Raw genomic sequence first — 17,437 nt, forward strand, 5'->3', positions numbered from 1 at the left:
ACAATAATGTCGGATAAAAATTTAACTCGCACACATTCGAAGTTTCACTGTTCAGTTTTCAAGGAACTGTTCTTTCAGCGTCATCCGCTCGTTCAAGCGGCGACTTAACTATCTTATCAAATCATCAAGCACTTTACAAGTACTTATTTTTTCCAGCTTGTCCGCTTTTTTAGTTTCTAGTGGTCAACTTCACTGCTGGAACTAAATCATATCAGAACATCGAGCTGTTAGCAACACTTTTTTGTTTATCGTTCACCAGCTCTTTTTGAGCGGCACGTTTTATCTTATCAGGTTGGTGTGCTATCTGCAACAACCTTTTGTTTCCAAAGAAACGGACGCATAATACAAGGTTATTTACCTTTAGACAATCTTTTTCTCTTCATCTGCTTGCTTTGTTGTTTGCGCTGTTTCTCCGCCTGATTATCTTTATTCATTAGTTTTCCTTCCCTGCCGGTATCATAACTACCTTGATTGTATCAAAACAAACGAGAGGCAGGAATGTTCTTTCCAAACAGCGTTCATGCAAAATCGATACAATTAGCGTTACATCAGTTCCGTATTTCTGTTGTAGGAATACCAAATATTAATTTCGTATGTGCCGCTCACCTCTACGGTTTCTCCCACCTTATCAGCCCGGTACGTATGATTAATTACCCAGGCTCCCAGGATGTTTGCCGTTTTGTGGGATGGGGTAACAGTATGAGTGGATTGAGACCATCTCCGCCCTTTACCACAGACAGCTTTTGTGACGATCTCCCTGCACTGCACTTCTTTATCTGTACTCGACATGTTGTTACCTCCTCCATACAACGTTTCACTACATGTGTATGCAGGGCGAACATCACGGGTGCCAACATTAAATTTTTCTAATTGTACGCACCCGGATCATTGCACCCTGTATCAGCATCATGACTGATAATTATAGGTATGCAGTACATACGCCCAGGGTGATTAAAAAAGGACGGCCAAAAAACGCGTCTTACTTTTCTCTGAACAGCACCTGCTGAAAGGCAAAAAAAGATGCACAGGGTTTTCGCCCTGCCGCATCTTTTTTATCTTACTCAAATTAACAGGTTCCACATCCGCCGTCCGTTCCTTCAGGCTTTGCTTTCGGATGTCCCGTATCATTGTAAAGCGGATCGCCGCCGGTTGAAACGATAATTTTTTCAGAAACCGAATTGGCAATTACATTCGTCACCATCTGGAGGAGTTCGTTAATGTCCTCCTGGGTTTGTTTAAACTCCACCACAATCGGAATGGCATCCAGTTCGTCCTGCAGCGCATCGATTTCTTTTTCCATTTCAGGAATGAGATCATACCGGCGGTTATGTTCAAACGACACAATTTGCTTCTGTTTCTGTTTAATTCGTGTAATGAGCGTTTGAACCTTCGCGTTTCCGCTAATCTTCTCTTCCGCCTGCTTGAAGCGCGCTACTTCTTCGGAATCTGCAATCAAATCCGCAAGCTCGCGTGCCTGCCCTACAATCGAAGAATAATCTAATGTACGTTCCTCTTTCTCTTCCATGAGCTACACCTCTACTTTTTCAACTACCTCACCATTTAATGTCCATGTTAGCGGCTCATTTATTTTAACATGAATTAATTTGCCAATACAGTCCTTTGGCGCTCTGAAATTGACAAGTTTATTCGTACGCGTACGCCCTGATAATACATCCGGGTTGTTTTTGCTTTCTCCTTCAACGAGAACCTCAACGACCTGGTCGCGGAGCGCTTCGTTTTTCTCACGTCCGAGTCGGTTAACGACTTCCATCAGGCGCTGTAGACGATCTTTTTTCTCCTGCTCGCTCACATTGTCCTCCATATCGGCAGCGGGTGTGCCGTGACGCGGAGAATAGATGAAGGTGTAAGCTGAATCAAATCCGACCTCTTCCACGAGGGAAAGCGTGTCCTGGAATTGCTCTTCTGTTTCACCCGGGAAACCAACGATAATATCTGTCGTCAGCACAACATCCGGGATCGCTTCTTTGATTTTACGGACAAGTTCAAGATAGCGTTCACGTGTGTACTTACGCGCCATTTTCTTAAGAACTTCTGTGCTTCCGGATTGAACGGGGAGGTGAATGTGCTCAACAAGATTCCCCTTCTTAGCCAGCACTTCAATGAGGTGATCATCAAAATCACGCGGATGGCTTGTCGTAAAACGAATGCGGGGCACATCAATCTTGCGCAATTCGTCCATCAAGTCACCGAAGCCATATTCCAGATCCGTAAAATCCTTGCCGTATGCGTTGACGTTTTGCCCCAGCAGGAAAATTTCCTTGTATCCCTGGCGCGCCAAATCGCGCACTTCCGCAGTCACGTCCTCAGGACGGCGGCTGCGCTCTTTTCCGCGGGTATAAGGAACAATGCAGTACGTACAGAATTTGTCGCACCCATACATAATGTTAACCCAGGCGCGCAGTCCGTTCTGTCTCACCTTCGGCATATTTTCTACAACATCGCCTTCTTTGGACCATACTTCGACGACCATTTCTTTGTTGAAGAAGGCGTCTCTCATCAATACAGGGAGGCGATGAATATTATGCGTACCGAAAATTAAGTCGACATGCGGATAGCTTTTTAAAATCCGGTTCACAACCGCTTCTTCCTGTGACATACAGCCGCAGACACCAAGCACTAATTCGGGCTTTTCTTTTTTCAAATGCTTAAGCCGGCCAATCTCGCCAAACACCTTATCTTCAGCGCCTTCCCGGATCGCGCACGTATTAAAAAGAATGACGTCCGCTTCTCTCTCTTCCTCGGTCGGTGTAAAGCCCATCGAACCGAGAAGACCGGCGATCGTTTCGCTGTCATGCTCGTTTGCCTGGCAGCCGTACGTGCGCATTAAAAACGTTTTCCCCTTGCCCAGCGTCTTTAGTTCACCTTCAATATCACCGAACTGCACCACCTGTATTTCCTCTTTGCCGCGTTTTTTTGCTTCCTTCAAATCCGGCGGAATAAAATATTTCGAATAATCCTTACCGGATTTTAAGTCCGCTGAATGATTCGAGACAGTACGTTCTTTTTTCAAGGATGTTCCCTCCTGTTATTTCATAAAATAAAAAATGCATCATCGAAACAGTATACCACATGCAGAGCGCAAGGAGAATTGAGCGGGCTGAAAAACAAATGTTCTGTAATTGCTGACAAAAAAAGGCCGGGCTGCAGACAAGTACACTTGTGCAGCCGGCCTTCCAGGTCCAATCTGGAAAGACAGGAAATCCCTTTTCTATTCCTGGGCGCTCACGTGTATCATAATTTCATTCTCATCCACCTGAAAGGGAATACTCACAAATTTATGTACTGAACGGAATTTACTTTGCCCTTCGTTAATAATCGGCGGCGTGATGTTCACATCGAAACCATTATTGGTCAATTCCGTGCAGCATGCCGCCCCGACCCAGTTTCCAAATTCGGAGAAAGCACTCCATCCCATGTCATCGATTTGTTCGATTTCCATGCCACCGAACATTTTGCCAATAATGGCCCTTACTGCTTTCTCCGTCATTCCCAGAATGAGTTCTACTTTAAGCGAACCGGTCATTCCAACAATAACGGATACTTGTCCTGACATGACCGGGTTAACCTGCACTAAAGGCTGACCCGATTGTACGCTCAGACCCAGGTGATTCTCAAGAACGCTTCGTGTTCCAAATAAAATGGCGTTAATTTGTTTGGCTTGCATATTTCCCTAATCCCCCAATCCATCCCTCGCGTCCGCAGAGGCGAATCTATTGTGCATGATGCTAGTCGAGCACTTTTTTAATTGCTTCGATTACACGATCTTCCTGAAATGGCTTTACAATAAAATCTCTTGCTCCCGCCTGGATAGCCTGTACTACCATATTTTGCTGTCCCATGGCGGAACACATAATGATTTTGGCGTTTGGATCATGCTGACGGATTGCTTTTACCGCCTCAATTCCATCCATCTCCGGCATTGTAATGTCCATCGTTACAAGATCGGGCGCTACTACCTTGTATTTCTCAACAGCTTCCGCCCCGTTGCTTGCCTCTTCTGCTACCGTGTACCCGTGCTTTGTTAAAAAACCTTTAATCATCATACGCATAAACGATGCGTCATCTACGACTAATATTTTTTTACTCATTAAAATTCCCTCCCGAACTGACGAAGTAATAAATATCAAGATGTAATAACAAAAGAACTAGCTCATGCTCACCTTTATAAAAATAAAATGAAATAAGTTGTATTACTTTAGTATGATGCACGATTGGAAAATGGTCAATAACTGTTGTTGAAAATATTAACACCTATGCAGATTTTTGTTCGGGATATACTACATATACGTCCCGAGAAAACCTGGAGGCAACATCCGCGCCACCCATTGTGAAATCTTTCGGAATAAGCGGGATGTGCCCGTGCCGAATGTACCATCGAATGATGCAGGCTGTCTGGAAATTTGGGGGTCAAAAAATGAATTCGCAATAAAATGATGGAATCCCATGCGGGGGCAAAAACCAGGAAAGTTCCGCCTAGAAGGTAGGCCGGGCTGCCAGGGGGATCGGGCATCAAATAAAGGAGGAGTACGCTCCGGCGTACTCCTCTCTGATGTGCCTGGTTATCGCTGTTGCACCAATGACGGTATGGCCGGGTTTGATTCGCTGCGCAAGCAGCGTATGCGCCACATCGGTAGCGGGCATCCGTATGTTGGTGAACGCTCAACATTCAAACACCTGGCCGATTTCCGCCAGCTCCCATTCGCCGGGGAACGCCTCTCCGACATCTTCTGCATACTTTTCACGGGAAATGTCAGGGGATAGATGAGTAATGAGCAGGCGCTTCGCCTGAATTCTGCGGGCCAGTTCTGCCGCCTCCCGGGCAGAAAGGTGTCCGCGCTTTCCGGCAGGCACGAACTCTTTTGTAAACGTTCCTTCACAAATAAACAGATCACACCTATCAGCGAAGCGGCCCCAGTCGGTGTCCGGTCCGGTATCAGCGGAGTAAACAATCGTCTTTTTGCCATCCGTTATTTTCATCGCGTAGCAGAGCATCGGGTGTTCTGTTCTCAGAAACGAAAAGTTGAGGCCGGCAATCCGGAGCGAAGAATTCTCGTCGTATGTCCTTAGCCGTGTGTGGCTCTGGTAGTTCATGCGCTTCGACCAGTCTTCCGGGTTTTTCGGTCCGTATATTGGAAGCGTCCGGCTTGTTTTACCGAAAATTGAAGCCATGAGAACACCATATTGAAGAATCGGGATGTCACATACGTGATCATGGTGGTAATGAGACATAACGACCGCCGTAAGCTCTTCGATTTTAATGTATTTCATTAACTGGGCGTATATCCCGCTCCCACAGTCAATCAATATCTTTCCCTCTTCTGTTTCAAGTAAGTAGCCTGGCGTAGCCCCGCCCGGGCCGGGCGCCGGGGACTGGTATCCAAGTACGGTTAGCTTCATCCGTTTCATCCTCCTGCTGTCTCCGCTGCTAAAATAAGCGAAAAGCGTTGTCCCTTATACGATACCAGAAAACAGGGCCACAATACAAAAAAGGAAAAGCATATGCTTTAACAACAAAAAAATACCGGCACCCCAGGGGGCAACCGGTATTTCTCATGCAACTCTTACATAAATTCAGATACAAGCTGTTGGAAGCGATCCGCATCGAATGAAAGATCCTGCTTCGCAAGTCCTTCTTCACGGAAGCCCTTTACAAGGCTTTCATACGGTTCACGCTCTGTGTTCTGGTAAATCAGGCCGTTGATGAGGCCGTCTGTTTCCATTAATACACGCATTGCAGCGATACGATCAGCTGGATCATAGCCTTCAATGTCGCTGAGGTTTTTCACGTGCTCTTTAAACCAATCATACGTATTGATTTTGTTGAAGGTTACGCATGGGCTGAACACGTTAATTAAAGAGAAGCCTTTGTGGTTAAGACCTTGCTCAATTAAGCTGGTCATCCCTTTCAAATCGCTGGACATTGTTTGCGCAACGAACGTTGCACCCGCAGCCAGTGCCAGCTCAAGCGGCTTCATGTCACGTTCAATGGATCCTTTTGGTGTAGACTTTGTAACGAATCCTTCTGAGGAACGAGGGGAAGTCTGCCCTTTTGTTAAACCGTAAATTTGGTTATCCATAACGATGTATGTGACATCCATGTTACGACGGATAGAATGGATGGTGTGGCTCATCCCGATTGCAAAGCCGTCACCGTCTCCACCGGAAGCGATAACTGTCAGTTCACGGTTCGCCATTTTCAAGCCCTGTGCAATCGGAAGTGAACGTCCATGGATTCCGTGCACACCATATGCATTTATATAGCCGGAGATACGGCCGGAACAACCGATACCGGAAACAACAGCGAGATTTTCAGGTTCAAGGCCAACATTTGCCGCTGCGCGTTGAATAGCTGCCTGAACGGAGAAATCTCCACATCCTGGGCACCAGTTCGGTTTTACGCTATTACGGAATTCTTTAAAAGTTGCCATTTTACAACAGCTCCTTGCATTTGCTATAAATTTCTGCAGGTAAGAACGGGTTACCATCGTATTTTAACATACTATTGATTTTATCGGCAGCTCCTGCGTGCAGTTTGATTTGATCAGCCAATTGGCCTGTTGCATTATGCTCGATAACAACGACTTTCTTTGCACTGTTGATCAGTGATTTCATCTCTTCAGCCGGGAATGGGTGAATAAGGCGTACGTGAGCCTGATTTACCTTCAATCCTTCAGCTGCAAGGCGTTCTCTCGCTTCTGTAATCGCTCCGCGAATCCCGCCCATACCAACAACTAATAAATCAGGTGTTTCATGCGTACCTTCCGTATAAACGGCATTGTCAACTTTAAGCTTATCAAGCTTGCGTAAACGTTTATCCATTTGTTTCACACGGATAACCGGATCTTCTGTCGGACGGCCCGTTTCCGTATGCTCAACACCTGTTACGTGGTGAATTCCGTATTTCTGTCCCGGAATCACACGAGGAGAAATCCCGTCTTCTGTTACTTCATAGCGCTTAAATAATTCAGCTTCATGTTCAGGGATATCTTGTCCACCCATGAACTTACCGCGGCGGATTTCCACCTTGCTTAAATCAAGCGGCTCCACAGTTTGTTTGCCGAGGGAGAGCTGTAAATCCGTAAGCAGAATAACAGGAACCTGATATTCTTCAGCGATGTTGAAAGCTTCAACTGTATCATAGAACGCTTCTTCCGCCGTACTTGGTGCAAGTACAACTTTTGGAATCTCGCCGTGTGTGCTGTAAATCATTGCATTCACGTCAGATTGCTCTTGCTTGGTCGGCATCCCGGTTGAAGGACCTCCACGCTGTGTATTCACGATAACAAGCGGAGTTTCTGTAATTCCGGCAAGGCCAATCGCTTCTGTCATAAGGGAAAGTCCAGGACCAGCCGATGCTGTCATCGTACGAACGCCACCGTAGTTACCGCCGATTGCCATTGTTACAGCTGCGATTTCGTCCTCTGTTTGAATAACCGTTCCGCCGAACTCAGGAAGTTTTTTAACGAGGTACTCCATGATTTCGGAAGCCGGTGTAATCGGATAAGCCGGCATGAAGCGGCATCCAGCTACAAGAGCACCCATAGCTACAGCATCGTTTCCGATCATAAACATACGCTTCTTGCCGTCAGCTGGTTCAAGGCGCAACTCTTCAATCGGACCGCCTGCTTCTTTGTTTACAAACTCCGCTCCACGAGTGATGGCTTCCATATTCTTATCAACAACTTTTTGGCCTTTCTTGCCAAAGAGTTCTGTTACCACTTCGGTAAAAGATTCTGTCGGTAATCCAAGAACAGCTGTGGATGCACCAATAGCAACCATATTCTTCATAAGAGCGGTTCCAAGTTCTTCCGCAATTTCAGTGAACGGTACAGAGAACAGACGTACGTCCGCCCCTTCAGGCGCCTTTGGATTGAACTTGGAATCCCCAATAATAACGCCGCCCTTGCGTAATTCCGGACTGTTTACATCGATTGTCTCCTGGTCGAATGCTACAAGAATGTCAAGGTTGTCGGAAATCCCCTGTGTTGGACGGGTGCTTACACGAATTTTATTGTTCGTATGGCCACCTTTAATCCGGGAAGAAAAGTGGCGGTAACCATATAGAAAATACCCCGCACGGTTCAAAGCAATAGCGAAAATTTCGCCTGTACTGTCAATCCCTTCACCTTGTTGTCCTCCAACTTTCCAGGAAAGTTGATTAATCATGAACTCCACCCCTTCAAGACGTTAGAATGCTCGTTTTTTTCGATAGATAAGTGTATCATTTTTTAAACAGATACACCAGTTTCGAGCCTTCTTCCAATTGGTCGGTCGTCTACCTTATCTGTATCTATTTAAAAAATATGAACAAATTGTGTACTTCAAACATTTTTCATTGTAGACCTCTCGGATATAAATTGCAACCCTTGTAGGGAGATTTCTTGAAGAAAATTGCGATTCTTACAAAAGCGCAGTTAAAATGCGTTTCCAGTTGCCCCACAACCATTTATTCACCCTGTTTTCCCCGTACTCCTTCACGAGCGCTTCGCGCAGTTTAGTATACTCACGCTGGCTCGTTAAATCGATCATCGTCTCGTCAATCCCGTCGAAATCCGATCCGAACGCAAGGTGATCCTCCGCACCAAGAGATAAAAGGTGTTCAATATGGCGCAGGACGTCTGTTATATCAGTTTTGCTTTTTGCCGAAAGGAAATAAGGTACAAACGTCACCCCGATTACGCCCCCTGCTTTTATAACTGCTTTTATTTGTTTATCGGTCAGATTGCGCAGATGATCGCATACGGCCCGGCAGTTTGAATGGCTGGCGATAAATGGCTGCCGGGTCAATTCAGCCAATTCCCAGAAACCTGGTTCCGCTAAATGCGAGACATCCAGTATGATCCCTAACCGATTCGCCTCTATAACAACCTGTTTTCCGAATTGGGACAACCCTGCCGGATTGCTTTCACCTACCCCGTCAGCCGCCTCGTTGCGAAAATTCCATGTGAGCCCGATCGCGCGTACCCCGAGCTGATAAAGGATACGCAAATTAAGCAAAGACCCTTCGAGTGCGTCGGCCCCTTCTAATGTAAGAAGAGCCCCCTTCTTCCCGCCCTTTTCTACTTCCTCCAGGTCATGAGCCGTACGAATCGGTTTTATATACCGCTCATCCTTAATAATATGTTCATAGAACAAATCAATTATTTCCAGAGCGGCGGTAAACCGGCGAGAGCCTCTGATCCGCTGTGGAAGATAGACAGCGCATGCTTGAACCGCCACACCTGCCGCTGCCATATTCGGCATGGTCACACGCAGCGAAGATTCCTTTTCGCTATAAAAAGAAGGAATCGTTTCATTCTTTTGCTGCGCCTCCCACATTTTATATAGAACATCACAGTGTCCATCAAAAATCTTCATCGTGCAGTCCCTCCTGGTTTCTATATATCTAAAACAAAAAGCCTGTTCATTCTTTTGAATAAACAGGCGTAATTTGGTACCCACTATAAGAAGTACTCATTATTGAGAAGTTTCCGTTATCGAGGTTCAACAATCAGCTTAATAGCAGTACGCTCCTCGCCATCGATTTGAATGTCGGTAAAAGCAGGGACACAGATGAGATCAACGCCGCTGGGTGCAACAAATCCTCGTGCAATCGCTACAGCTTTAATCGCTTGGTTAAGCGCGCCCGCACCGATAGCTTGCAATTCGGCTGCACCACGTTCACGCAGAACGCCTGCAAGGGCACCAGCAACAGAGTTAGGGTTGGATTTTGCTGAAACTTTTAATACTTCCATCTTTAGTACCTCCTTAGATAGATAGATAATTACCACAATTACTCTATTCAGCGATGGCTCAAATCATTCCTACTATGTTATTTTATAATAAAAGAAAATTCAAAAAATTAAAACCTATTTTTATTCCATGAAAGGATGATCGTCGTCGATTACAATCCTTTGAATGGAGAGCGCGCGCCCGGTACCTTTTTCTATATCAATCATTACCCCGTTTAATTGGGGTTTAACCACGGCAACTTCGAAGCGAACGGGAAGCCCTGTGAGGAACTTCTTAATGACAGCTTCCCTTTCCATTCCAAGAATGCTGTCACGGGGACCGACCATCCCTACGTCTGTCAGGTAAGCCGTTCCACCGGGGAGAATCCGTTCGTCTGCCGTTTGCACGTGTGTGTGGGTTCCAACTACCGCACTCACTCTACCGTTCAAATACCAGGCTATTGCCTGCTTCTCTGAAGTAGCCTCAGCGTGCATATCCACAAAAATGTAAGGGGTACGCTTGCGAACTTGCTCCACAATCCGATCTGCGATCGTAAACGGGCAATCCGACGGGGGAAGAAAGGTTCTCCCCTGAAGATTGATAATGGCCAGTTCCCCCCCGAGCATTCCTTTTAAAAATGTATAGCCTCTTCCGGGCACGCCTTCCGGATAGTTAGCCGGCCTCACAATCAAAGCATCGTCATCAATAAAATCAAACACCTCTTTATTATCAAACGTATGATTGCCCAGCGTAATCGCTCCCGCCCCCCATTCATAAAACTGCTTCGCGATTTTCGGCGTAATTCCCCGCCCGTTAGCCGCATTCTCTCCATTGACAACCGTAAAGTGGGGGTTATATTTACTTTTGAGGCGGGGGAGCAGTTCCTGGAGCATGTCTCTTCCTGGAGAACCGACAACGTCTCCGATAAATAGCAATCTCATGTTATCTTCACCTTTCGTTTGTTCATTTTTTATGTAGTTTTACCAGTATGCCTTAAAGGAACACAAAAGCTTCCCCCAATTCCACGGAGAAGCTTTTGATTTCGTTACTTCGCATATTCAACTGCTCTTGTCTCCCGGATAACCGTGACTTTGATATGTCCGGGATAGTCGAGCTCGCTTTCGATTTTTTTCGTGATTTCACGGGCCAGACTGTGTGCTTCTGTGTCACCAATCTGATCCGGTTTCACCATAATCCGCACTTCGCGTCCTGCTTGAATCGCATATGATTTCTCTACGCCTTCGAACGACTCCGAGATTTCTTCCAGCTTCTCAAGGCGGCGGATGTACGTTTCCAGTGTTTCACGGCGTGCCCCAGGTCGTGCGGCAGACAGCGCATCCGCTGCAGCTACAAGCATCGCAATTACAGATGTCGGCTCGCAGTCCCCATGATGCGAGGCAATTCCGTTGATTACAACCGGATGTTCTTTGTATTTTTTCGCTAATTCTACCCCAATTTCAACGTGGGAACCTTCCACCTCATGGTCAATCGCTTTACCGATATCATGCAGCAATCCCGCGCGCTTGGCAAGCAGTTGCTCCTCTCCCAGCTCGGCAGCCATAAGCCCGCAGAGGTGAGATACTTCAATGGAATGCTTAAGCACGTTCTGCCCATAACTTGTACGGTACTTCAATCGGCCTAAAATTTTAATAAGATCAGGGTGCAATCCATGGATGCCTGTCTCGAATGTTGCCTGCTCCCCGTATTCACGAATACGTTCGTCCACTTCGCGGCGAGCCTTATCTACCATTTCTTCAATTCTTGCAGGATGGATTCGTCCATCCGCAACAAGCTTCTCCAGTGCGGTCCGTGCAATTTCACGACGGACGGGATCGAAACCGGATAGGATAACAGCTTCCGGAGTATCATCAATGATTAAGTCGATACCTGTCAACGTCTCAAGCGCGCGAATGTTCCTTCCTTCACGGCCGATAATTCGGCCCTTCATTTCGTCATTTGGAAGAGCTACTACAGATACCGTTGTCTCGGCTACATGATCGGCCGCACAACGCTGAATCGCAGTGGTAATGATTTCACGGGCTTTCTTCTCCGCGTCCTCCTTGGCCTGCTGTTCAATTTCTTTAGCAAGCATCGCGGCTTCATGACGTGCTTCAGACTCAACTCTATCGAGAATAATTTGTCGCGCTTCGTCTCTTGTAAGACTTGAAATACGCTCCAACTCCGTCTGATGAGACTTAAGGAGTTCTTCAGCCTGAACTTGCATTTGACCTATCACTTGTTCACGATTGGTAAGCTCCACTTCCTTGCGCTCGTATGATTCCATTTTCCGGTCGAGAGATTCTTCCTTCTGAAGCACACGCTTCTCCAGGCGCTGAATCTCATTTCGCCGTTCGCGTAATTCTTTCTCGGCATCCGTTCTCAGCTTATACACTTCGTCCTTGGCTTCAAGAACCCTTTCCTTCTTAAGTGCTTCCGCTTCTTTCTCGGCATTATCAACAATTTGCCGTGCTGCTTCCTCAGCACTGGAAATTTTCGCTTCTGCCAATGATTTACGAACAAAATAACCAATCAGGGATCCGACCACCAGAGATGCAAGTATAACAAGAATGGCAGGTACTAAAGTAAGTGTCATTTTCTGTCACCTCCTTGCATCTGAGGTTGTTTTCATTTGTTTCTGTTTCATTTACAGTTACAGGTTTAAGTAAAGGATGAGATCGCATTGCTTGATCTCAGTAAAATCATACAAAACCTTGTATATTCCAAAAATCGGGGCTAAGCGAAAAAAATAGAGTACCGCGATTCAAAAATTGGAATACACAAATTCATTTTGCCATCATACATCAAGAATGTCAAGAATGGGCAGTGATGTCACTCTCTGTAGCTCTCCTTATTCCTGCACTTCGCCTTCCACAATATCCTTTCGTATTTCCTCAAGCACACGGGCAATAAGTTCAAGTGTAAAGCCTCTCCGCTGTAAAAACGGCCCGACTTTATTTCTCATCTCCTGATAGCTGGAGAATCGAACGGCGGCATATTTTTTCTGTGCGATATGCAGACAGGCCTGCCATTCGTCCTCCTGCTCAATGCCGTTCATGGCATGCTCAATCGTCTGGTTGTTTATCCCGCGGTTCCTAAGCTCCTGACGCAACAAATTGCGCCCGCGCGGTTTCAGCCGCAGCCGCTCCTCGATCCATTGCCTTGCATATGCGCCATCATCCAAGTATTTTTTTTCGATAAATTCCGCTGTCACATCACTGCACACATGCTCGGGAAATCCTTTTTGCAAGAGGTATTGACGCACTTCTTCGGCCGTGCGCGGCCGGTAACCTAGATAGCGAAGCCCGTACTGTTCGGCTCGGTTTTTCTCCTCCGCCTGCAGAATGTCCGCCATCTCTTCTGCATCAAGCTGACGCCCTTTTGTAAGGCGGTATTTAATGAGTACATCTTCGTGCAGGGCGAAGCTGAATTCCTCATCGATATATACGTTAATTCGGCCCTTGTTTTTTTTCTGTCTCTCCAGCCGTGTGATAATAGAGGATGGCTTGTCCTTTTCCATGCCTTCTCCTCCTTCCCTGAATATATTAAAAAAGAAGCACCTATTTTAGGATGCTTCTTTCTGTTGGTTATTCAAAATCAAGAGCGAGCGCTTCATCCTTATTATCATTTTCAGCAGGGGGAAGCTGCGCGACCTTATCCAAATCATAGTGGTCGCGGATTTTAATCTCAATCTCACGGGCAATATCAGGGTTTTCCTTCAAAAACTGCTTGGAATTCTCCCGGCCCTGGCCAAGGCGCTCTTCATTATAAGAGTACCAGGCACCGCTCTTGTTAACGATATCAAGGTCTGTACCGATATCAAGCAAGCTGCCTTCGCGGGAAATGCCCTCTCCGTACATAATGTCAACTTCAGACACTTTGAAAGGAGGCGCAACTTTATTTTTAACAACTTTAATTTTTGTCCGGTTCCCGACCATGTCATTTCCTTGCTTCAAGGTTTCAATTCGGCGAACGTCAAGGCGAACGCTGGAATAGAACTTAAGAGCACGTCCACCTGGGGTTGTTTCCGGATTTCCGAACATGACCCCTACTTTTTCACGAAGCTGGTTAATAAAGACAGCAATCGTTTTTGACTTGTTGATAGCACCTGCAAGTTTACGAAGTGCCTGGGACATGAGACGAGCTTGAAGACCTACATGAGAGTCTCCCATTTCCCCTTCAATTTCCGCCTTCGGAACGAGGGCAGCTACGGAGTCGATAACGATGATATCAACTGCCCCGGAGCGAACGAGTGCTTCCGCTATTTCAAGCGCCTGTTCACCTGTATCCGGCTGTGAAAGAAGCAAGTCATCGATATTTACGCCGAGCTTACCCGCATATACAGGATCGAGAGCGTGTTCCGCGTCAATGAAAGCAGCCGTGCCGCCTGTCTTCTGAACTTCCGCGATAGCATGCAGAGCAACCGTCGTTTTACCGGAAGATTCAGGACCGTATATTTCAATAATTCGACCGCGCGGGTATCCGCCAATACCGAGTGCGATATCAAGCGCAATCGAACCGCTGGATACTGTGGAAACCTGGTGCGTAGCGGCCATCTCACCCAATTTCATAATCGAACCTTTACCAAATTGTTTTTCTATCTGGCGTAACGCCATATCTAAAGCTGCTTTGCGATCGGACAAAGCCATCGCTCCCTTCAATATATCTATAATTAAAAAATCATTGTCTCCTCGGTTAACCTAATATATATTTTACCTCTTTTTCACGCGTTTGCCAAGCACTTTTAACGAACATTTATTCGCTTTTCGATAAATATTTCACTAATTTTTTCCATTTAAATGTTAACTTTATTTTTTTTATAAGTTGACAATTCGGTTGTTCATTTTATAATCTGATAATTGTATACATTCGTCTTTGTATTTGTTAACAATTGAGAAGGAGTTGAGAGTCATATGATAACAAAACGAAGAATGTCAACCGCAGGCCTGACCCTCGTCGCTATGTTTAGCGCCTTAACTGCCCTCGGTGCTTTCATCCGCATTCCAGTGCCTGTAGTCCCCTTTACCCTGCAGATTTTGTTCGTTTATTTTGCAGGTTCCCTGCTGGGCTGCCGGCTCGGCGCTGCTAGCCAGCTCGTCTACCTGGCTGTTGGCCTGGCCGGTGTTCCTGTATTTACTGAAGGCGGGGGTGTCGGCTATATTCTAAAGCCAACCTTCGGCTACCTTCTTGGGTTCGTGCTTGCTGCCTACGCTATCGGCCGTCTCATTGAGAAAAAGGAAAATCCTCAGCTGCGCGACTTTACGATTGCCCACTTTTTCGGCCTCTTCATCGTTTATGTCTGTGGCACACTTTATTTGTACATTGCCATGAATTTTATCGCAGGTACAGCCTTCTCCTTGTGGAATACGTTTCTTTACGGTTTCCTGTTGGCCGTCCCCGGTGACATCGTGCTTTGCATTGCTGCTTCTGTGATTGGCGTTAAAGTATTTAAACAAATCAGCCCACTTAGACGAAGAATCGTAAAGGATGTGAAAGCATGAAAACAGGTAAAACTTTTTTTATTACCGGAACAGATACAGGGATAGGCAAAACGATGGCAACCGGTTGTTTAACAGCACTTTTACTTGCTCAAGGTTACCGCGCGGTTCCATACAAACCTGTGCAGAGCGGAGGCATTTGGGAAGATGCAAAGCTTATTGCTGAAGATGTCGCTTTCTATCGTGCCGTTTCTTCGCTGGCCTATGAACAGGACCAGCTCTGTACTTACTGTATGGAGCCTGCTGTCTCGCCGCACCTCGCTGCCCAGCAGACCGGAACATCGATTGATCCTGCCCGTATCTCTGAACAACTCGATATGCTGCGGGAAGAAAATGAACTCGTTCTAGTTGAAGGCGCGGGCGGTCTGGCCGTTCCGTTGTCCTCAGACGATATGTCTGTATATATGACAATAGATTTACTTAAAGAATTAAGGCTGCCGCTTCTTCTCGTTACACATCCGGGCCTTGGCACCATTAACCATACGGTACTGACCGCGGCGTATGCGCAGCTTCATGGCATTCCGGTACTCGGCCTTCTCATTAACCGCTTTCCTGGTGAACCAAACGAAATGGAACAGGATAACTTTTCTATGCTGGTACGCTTAACCGGCCTTCCGGTTGTCGGGACACTTCCGATTCTGGCAGAACCAACCGCCCATGCAGTGCGCGCGGCTCTGCCGGCGATAGAAAAGACCGTCAATGTAAACTTGCTGCTTCAACGGTTAGAAGAAGCACAAAACACGTGGATACATACAACATAATTCGGAGGGGATTGCGATGAATGATTGGGCTGCAAATCTTGAAGCATGGGACAAACAATATGTGTGGCACCCTTTTACCCAGATGAAAGCATACCGCGGGGAAAAACCGCTTATTATCGAACGCGGCGAGGGCAGCTATTTATATGACGTGGAAGGTAACAAGTATTTGGATGGCTACTCCTCACTCTGGGTTAACGTGCATGGCCACAGCCATCCAAAGCTCAATGCCGCACTCACGGAGCAGGCGAAAAAAATTGCGCATTCTACTCTGCTTGGCGCCGCCAATGTCCCTTCTATCCTGCTGGCCAAAAAGCTGGTTGAAATTACGCCGGAAGGACTGAACAAAGTGTTCTACTCCGACTCCGGCTCTACCTCAGTTGAAATCGCGCTGAAAATGGCGTACCAATACTGGAAGCTGAAAGACCCTGTTCGCTATGCGGCGAAAAACAAGTTTATTTCTTTAGATGAGGCGTATCATGGGGATACGATCGGCTCCGTTAGCGTCGGAGGCATGGATACCTTCCATAAAATATTCAAGCCGCTCCTGTTCGAACGCCTCGCAGTGCCAGCACCATACACGTACCGGATGACAGAGGACAACGATGAGGAAATGTGCCGAAAAACATGCCTGCAGGCGCTGGAGCAGTTGCTCCAGGAACGCCATGCGGAGATAGCCGGACTCATTATCGAACCACTCGTCCAGGGTGCAGCGGGGATGATTACAGCACCAGGGGGCTTTCTGCGCGGCGTGCGCGAGCTGTGCACAAAATACAACGTACTATTGATTGCCGATGAAGTTGCGGTCGGCTTCGGACGCACCGGTACGCTATTTGCCTGCGAGCAGGAAAATGTAACCCCTGATTTCCTCTGTGTTGCTAAAGGGCTGACCGCAGGCTACCTGCCTCTGGCGGCCACGCTCACCTGCGAAGAAGTTTTTGAGGCTTTTCTTGGGGAACCGGAAGAGGTGCGCACTTTTTTCCACGGGCATACGTATACCGGAAATCAATTGGCCTGCGCCGTCGCCTTGAAAAATATCGAACTGCTAGAGCAGGACGCCTTGATCGCCTTTCTGCCCGAAAAAATCGCGTTTCTCGAGCAGCGGCTGGCCGCTTTTCGCGACCTGCCCTATGTAGGGGATGTGCGGCAGCGCGGTATGATGGCAGGCATTGAACTGGTAACGGATAAAGAAAGCAAAGCGACATTCCCGGCACACGAGCAGGTAGAGCACCGCGTGATTCTCCACGCCCGCAGGCACGGCGCGATTATCCGCCCGCTTGGTCCGGTTATCGTCCTTATGCCCATTCTGTCGATGAGCATAGATGAACTAAGCAGTTTGCTGGATATTACGTACGATGCGGTCCGGTCCGTAACGGAACAAGCGTACATAAAATAGAAACTTACACTATACAGAAAAACCCTTTCGTCCATTTCTGGCGAAAGGGTTTTTCT

The 17,437-nt window shown here is 46.9% G+C and carries 17 protein-coding genes; 3 read left to right on the forward strand and 14 right to left on the reverse strand.

Annotated elements, in window-relative coordinates:
- Window positions 1-543 precede the first annotated feature (543 nt).
- The 14 genes from cotE to recA all read right to left on the reverse strand — a co-directional run bounded on the left by cotE (window position 544) and on the right by recA (window position 14,372).
- Entirely contained in the window at window positions 544-789 is a 246-nt protein-coding gene (cotE, locus tag MBEAL2_RS12000) for an outer spore coat protein CotE (protein WP_052947679.1), read from the reverse strand.
- 277 nt (window positions 790-1,066) lie between these two features.
- Window positions 1,067-1,525: a YlbF/YmcA family competence regulator gene (locus MBEAL2_RS12005; protein WP_047152550.1), complete on the reverse strand. Its 459-nt coding sequence runs from the start codon at window positions 1,523-1,525 to the stop codon at window positions 1,067-1,069.
- A 3-nt stretch (window positions 1,526-1,528) separates the two neighbouring features.
- The gene (gene miaB, locus MBEAL2_RS12010) at window positions 1,529-3,031 is read right to left on the reverse strand and encodes a tRNA (N6-isopentenyl adenosine(37)-C2)-methylthiotransferase MiaB (RefSeq protein WP_047152551.1); all 1,503 of its coding nucleotides are present in this window, start codon (window positions 3,029-3,031) and stop codon (window positions 1,529-1,531) included.
- A 198-nt stretch (window positions 3,032-3,229) separates the two neighbouring features.
- A complete protein-coding gene (locus MBEAL2_RS12015; RefSeq protein ID WP_047152552.1) occupies window positions 3,230-3,685 on the reverse strand; it encodes a chemotaxis protein CheX in 456 nt (151 codons plus the stop codon).
- A 61-nt stretch (window positions 3,686-3,746) separates the two neighbouring features.
- On the reverse strand, window positions 3,747-4,109 hold the full coding sequence (locus tag MBEAL2_RS12020) for a response regulator (protein WP_047152553.1): 363 nt from the start codon (window positions 4,107-4,109) through the stop codon (window positions 3,747-3,749).
- 571 nt (window positions 4,110-4,680) lie between these two features.
- On the reverse strand, window positions 4,681-5,418 hold the full coding sequence (locus MBEAL2_RS12025; RefSeq protein ID WP_047152554.1) for an MBL fold metallo-hydrolase: 738 nt from the start codon (window positions 5,416-5,418) through the stop codon (window positions 4,681-4,683).
- Between the two features lie 164 nt (window positions 5,419-5,582).
- A complete protein-coding gene (locus MBEAL2_RS12030; RefSeq protein WP_047152555.1) occupies window positions 5,583-6,449 on the reverse strand; it encodes a 2-oxoacid:ferredoxin oxidoreductase subunit beta in 867 nt (288 codons plus the stop codon).
- A gap of 1 nt (window position 6,450) precedes the next feature.
- Window positions 6,451-8,187, reverse strand: a complete 1,737-nt coding sequence (locus MBEAL2_RS12035) for a 2-oxoacid:acceptor oxidoreductase subunit alpha (RefSeq protein WP_047152556.1) — start codon at window positions 8,185-8,187, stop codon at window positions 6,451-6,453.
- Between the two features lie 234 nt (window positions 8,188-8,421).
- A complete protein-coding gene (locus MBEAL2_RS12040; RefSeq protein WP_047152557.1) occupies window positions 8,422-9,378 on the reverse strand; it encodes a dipeptidase in 957 nt (318 codons plus the stop codon).
- 116 nt (window positions 9,379-9,494) lie between these two features.
- A complete protein-coding gene (gene spoVS, locus MBEAL2_RS12045; protein ID WP_047152558.1) occupies window positions 9,495-9,755 on the reverse strand; it encodes a stage V sporulation protein SpoVS in 261 nt (86 codons plus the stop codon).
- Between the two features lie 120 nt (window positions 9,756-9,875).
- Window positions 9,876-10,673 (reverse strand): TIGR00282 family metallophosphoesterase, encoded by a 798-nt coding sequence (locus tag MBEAL2_RS12050; protein WP_047152559.1) that lies wholly within the window; start codon window positions 10,671-10,673, stop codon window positions 9,876-9,878.
- Between the two features lie 104 nt (window positions 10,674-10,777).
- The gene (rny, locus tag MBEAL2_RS12055) at window positions 10,778-12,325 is read right to left on the reverse strand and encodes a ribonuclease Y (protein ID WP_047152560.1); all 1,548 of its coding nucleotides are present in this window, start codon (window positions 12,323-12,325) and stop codon (window positions 10,778-10,780) included.
- 255 nt (window positions 12,326-12,580) lie between these two features.
- Window positions 12,581-13,249: a RecX family transcriptional regulator gene (locus tag MBEAL2_RS12060; RefSeq protein ID WP_047152561.1), complete on the reverse strand. Its 669-nt coding sequence runs from the start codon at window positions 13,247-13,249 to the stop codon at window positions 12,581-12,583.
- A gap of 67 nt (window positions 13,250-13,316) precedes the next feature.
- Window positions 13,317-14,372, reverse strand: coding sequence for a recombinase RecA (recA, locus tag MBEAL2_RS12065; RefSeq protein WP_047152682.1), 1,056 nt, complete (start codon window positions 14,370-14,372; stop codon window positions 13,317-13,319).
- Window positions 14,373-14,642: 270 nt separating this feature from the next.
- Here recA and MBEAL2_RS12070 point away from each other — a divergent pair, with 270 nt between their 5' ends.
- Genes MBEAL2_RS12070 through bioA form a run of 3 tightly spaced genes read left to right on the forward strand, consistent with a single transcriptional unit; the run spans window position 14,643 to window position 17,381 of the window.
- Window positions 14,643-15,230 (forward strand): biotin transporter BioY, encoded by a 588-nt coding sequence (locus MBEAL2_RS12070; RefSeq protein ID WP_047152562.1) that lies wholly within the window; start codon window positions 14,643-14,645, stop codon window positions 15,228-15,230.
- Entirely contained in the window at window positions 15,227-15,988 is a 762-nt protein-coding gene (gene bioD, locus MBEAL2_RS12075) for a dethiobiotin synthase (RefSeq protein WP_047152563.1), read from the forward strand. Before MBEAL2_RS12070 ends, bioD begins: the two co-directional genes overlap by 4 nt.
- A gap of 16 nt (window positions 15,989-16,004) precedes the next feature.
- Window positions 16,005-17,381 carry an adenosylmethionine--8-amino-7-oxononanoate transaminase gene (bioA, locus tag MBEAL2_RS12080; RefSeq protein WP_047152564.1) on the forward strand — a complete coding sequence of 459 codons (1,377 nt, stop codon included), beginning with the start codon at window positions 16,005-16,007 and terminating at the stop codon, window positions 17,379-17,381.
- Window positions 17,382-17,437 lie beyond the last annotated feature (56 nt).

Origin of the sequence: Aneurinibacillus tyrosinisolvens, assembly GCF_001015055.1 — a bacterium.
In the GTDB taxonomy this organism is placed as follows: Bacteria; Bacillota; Bacilli; order Aneurinibacillales; family Aneurinibacillaceae; genus Aneurinibacillus_A; species Aneurinibacillus_A tyrosinisolvens.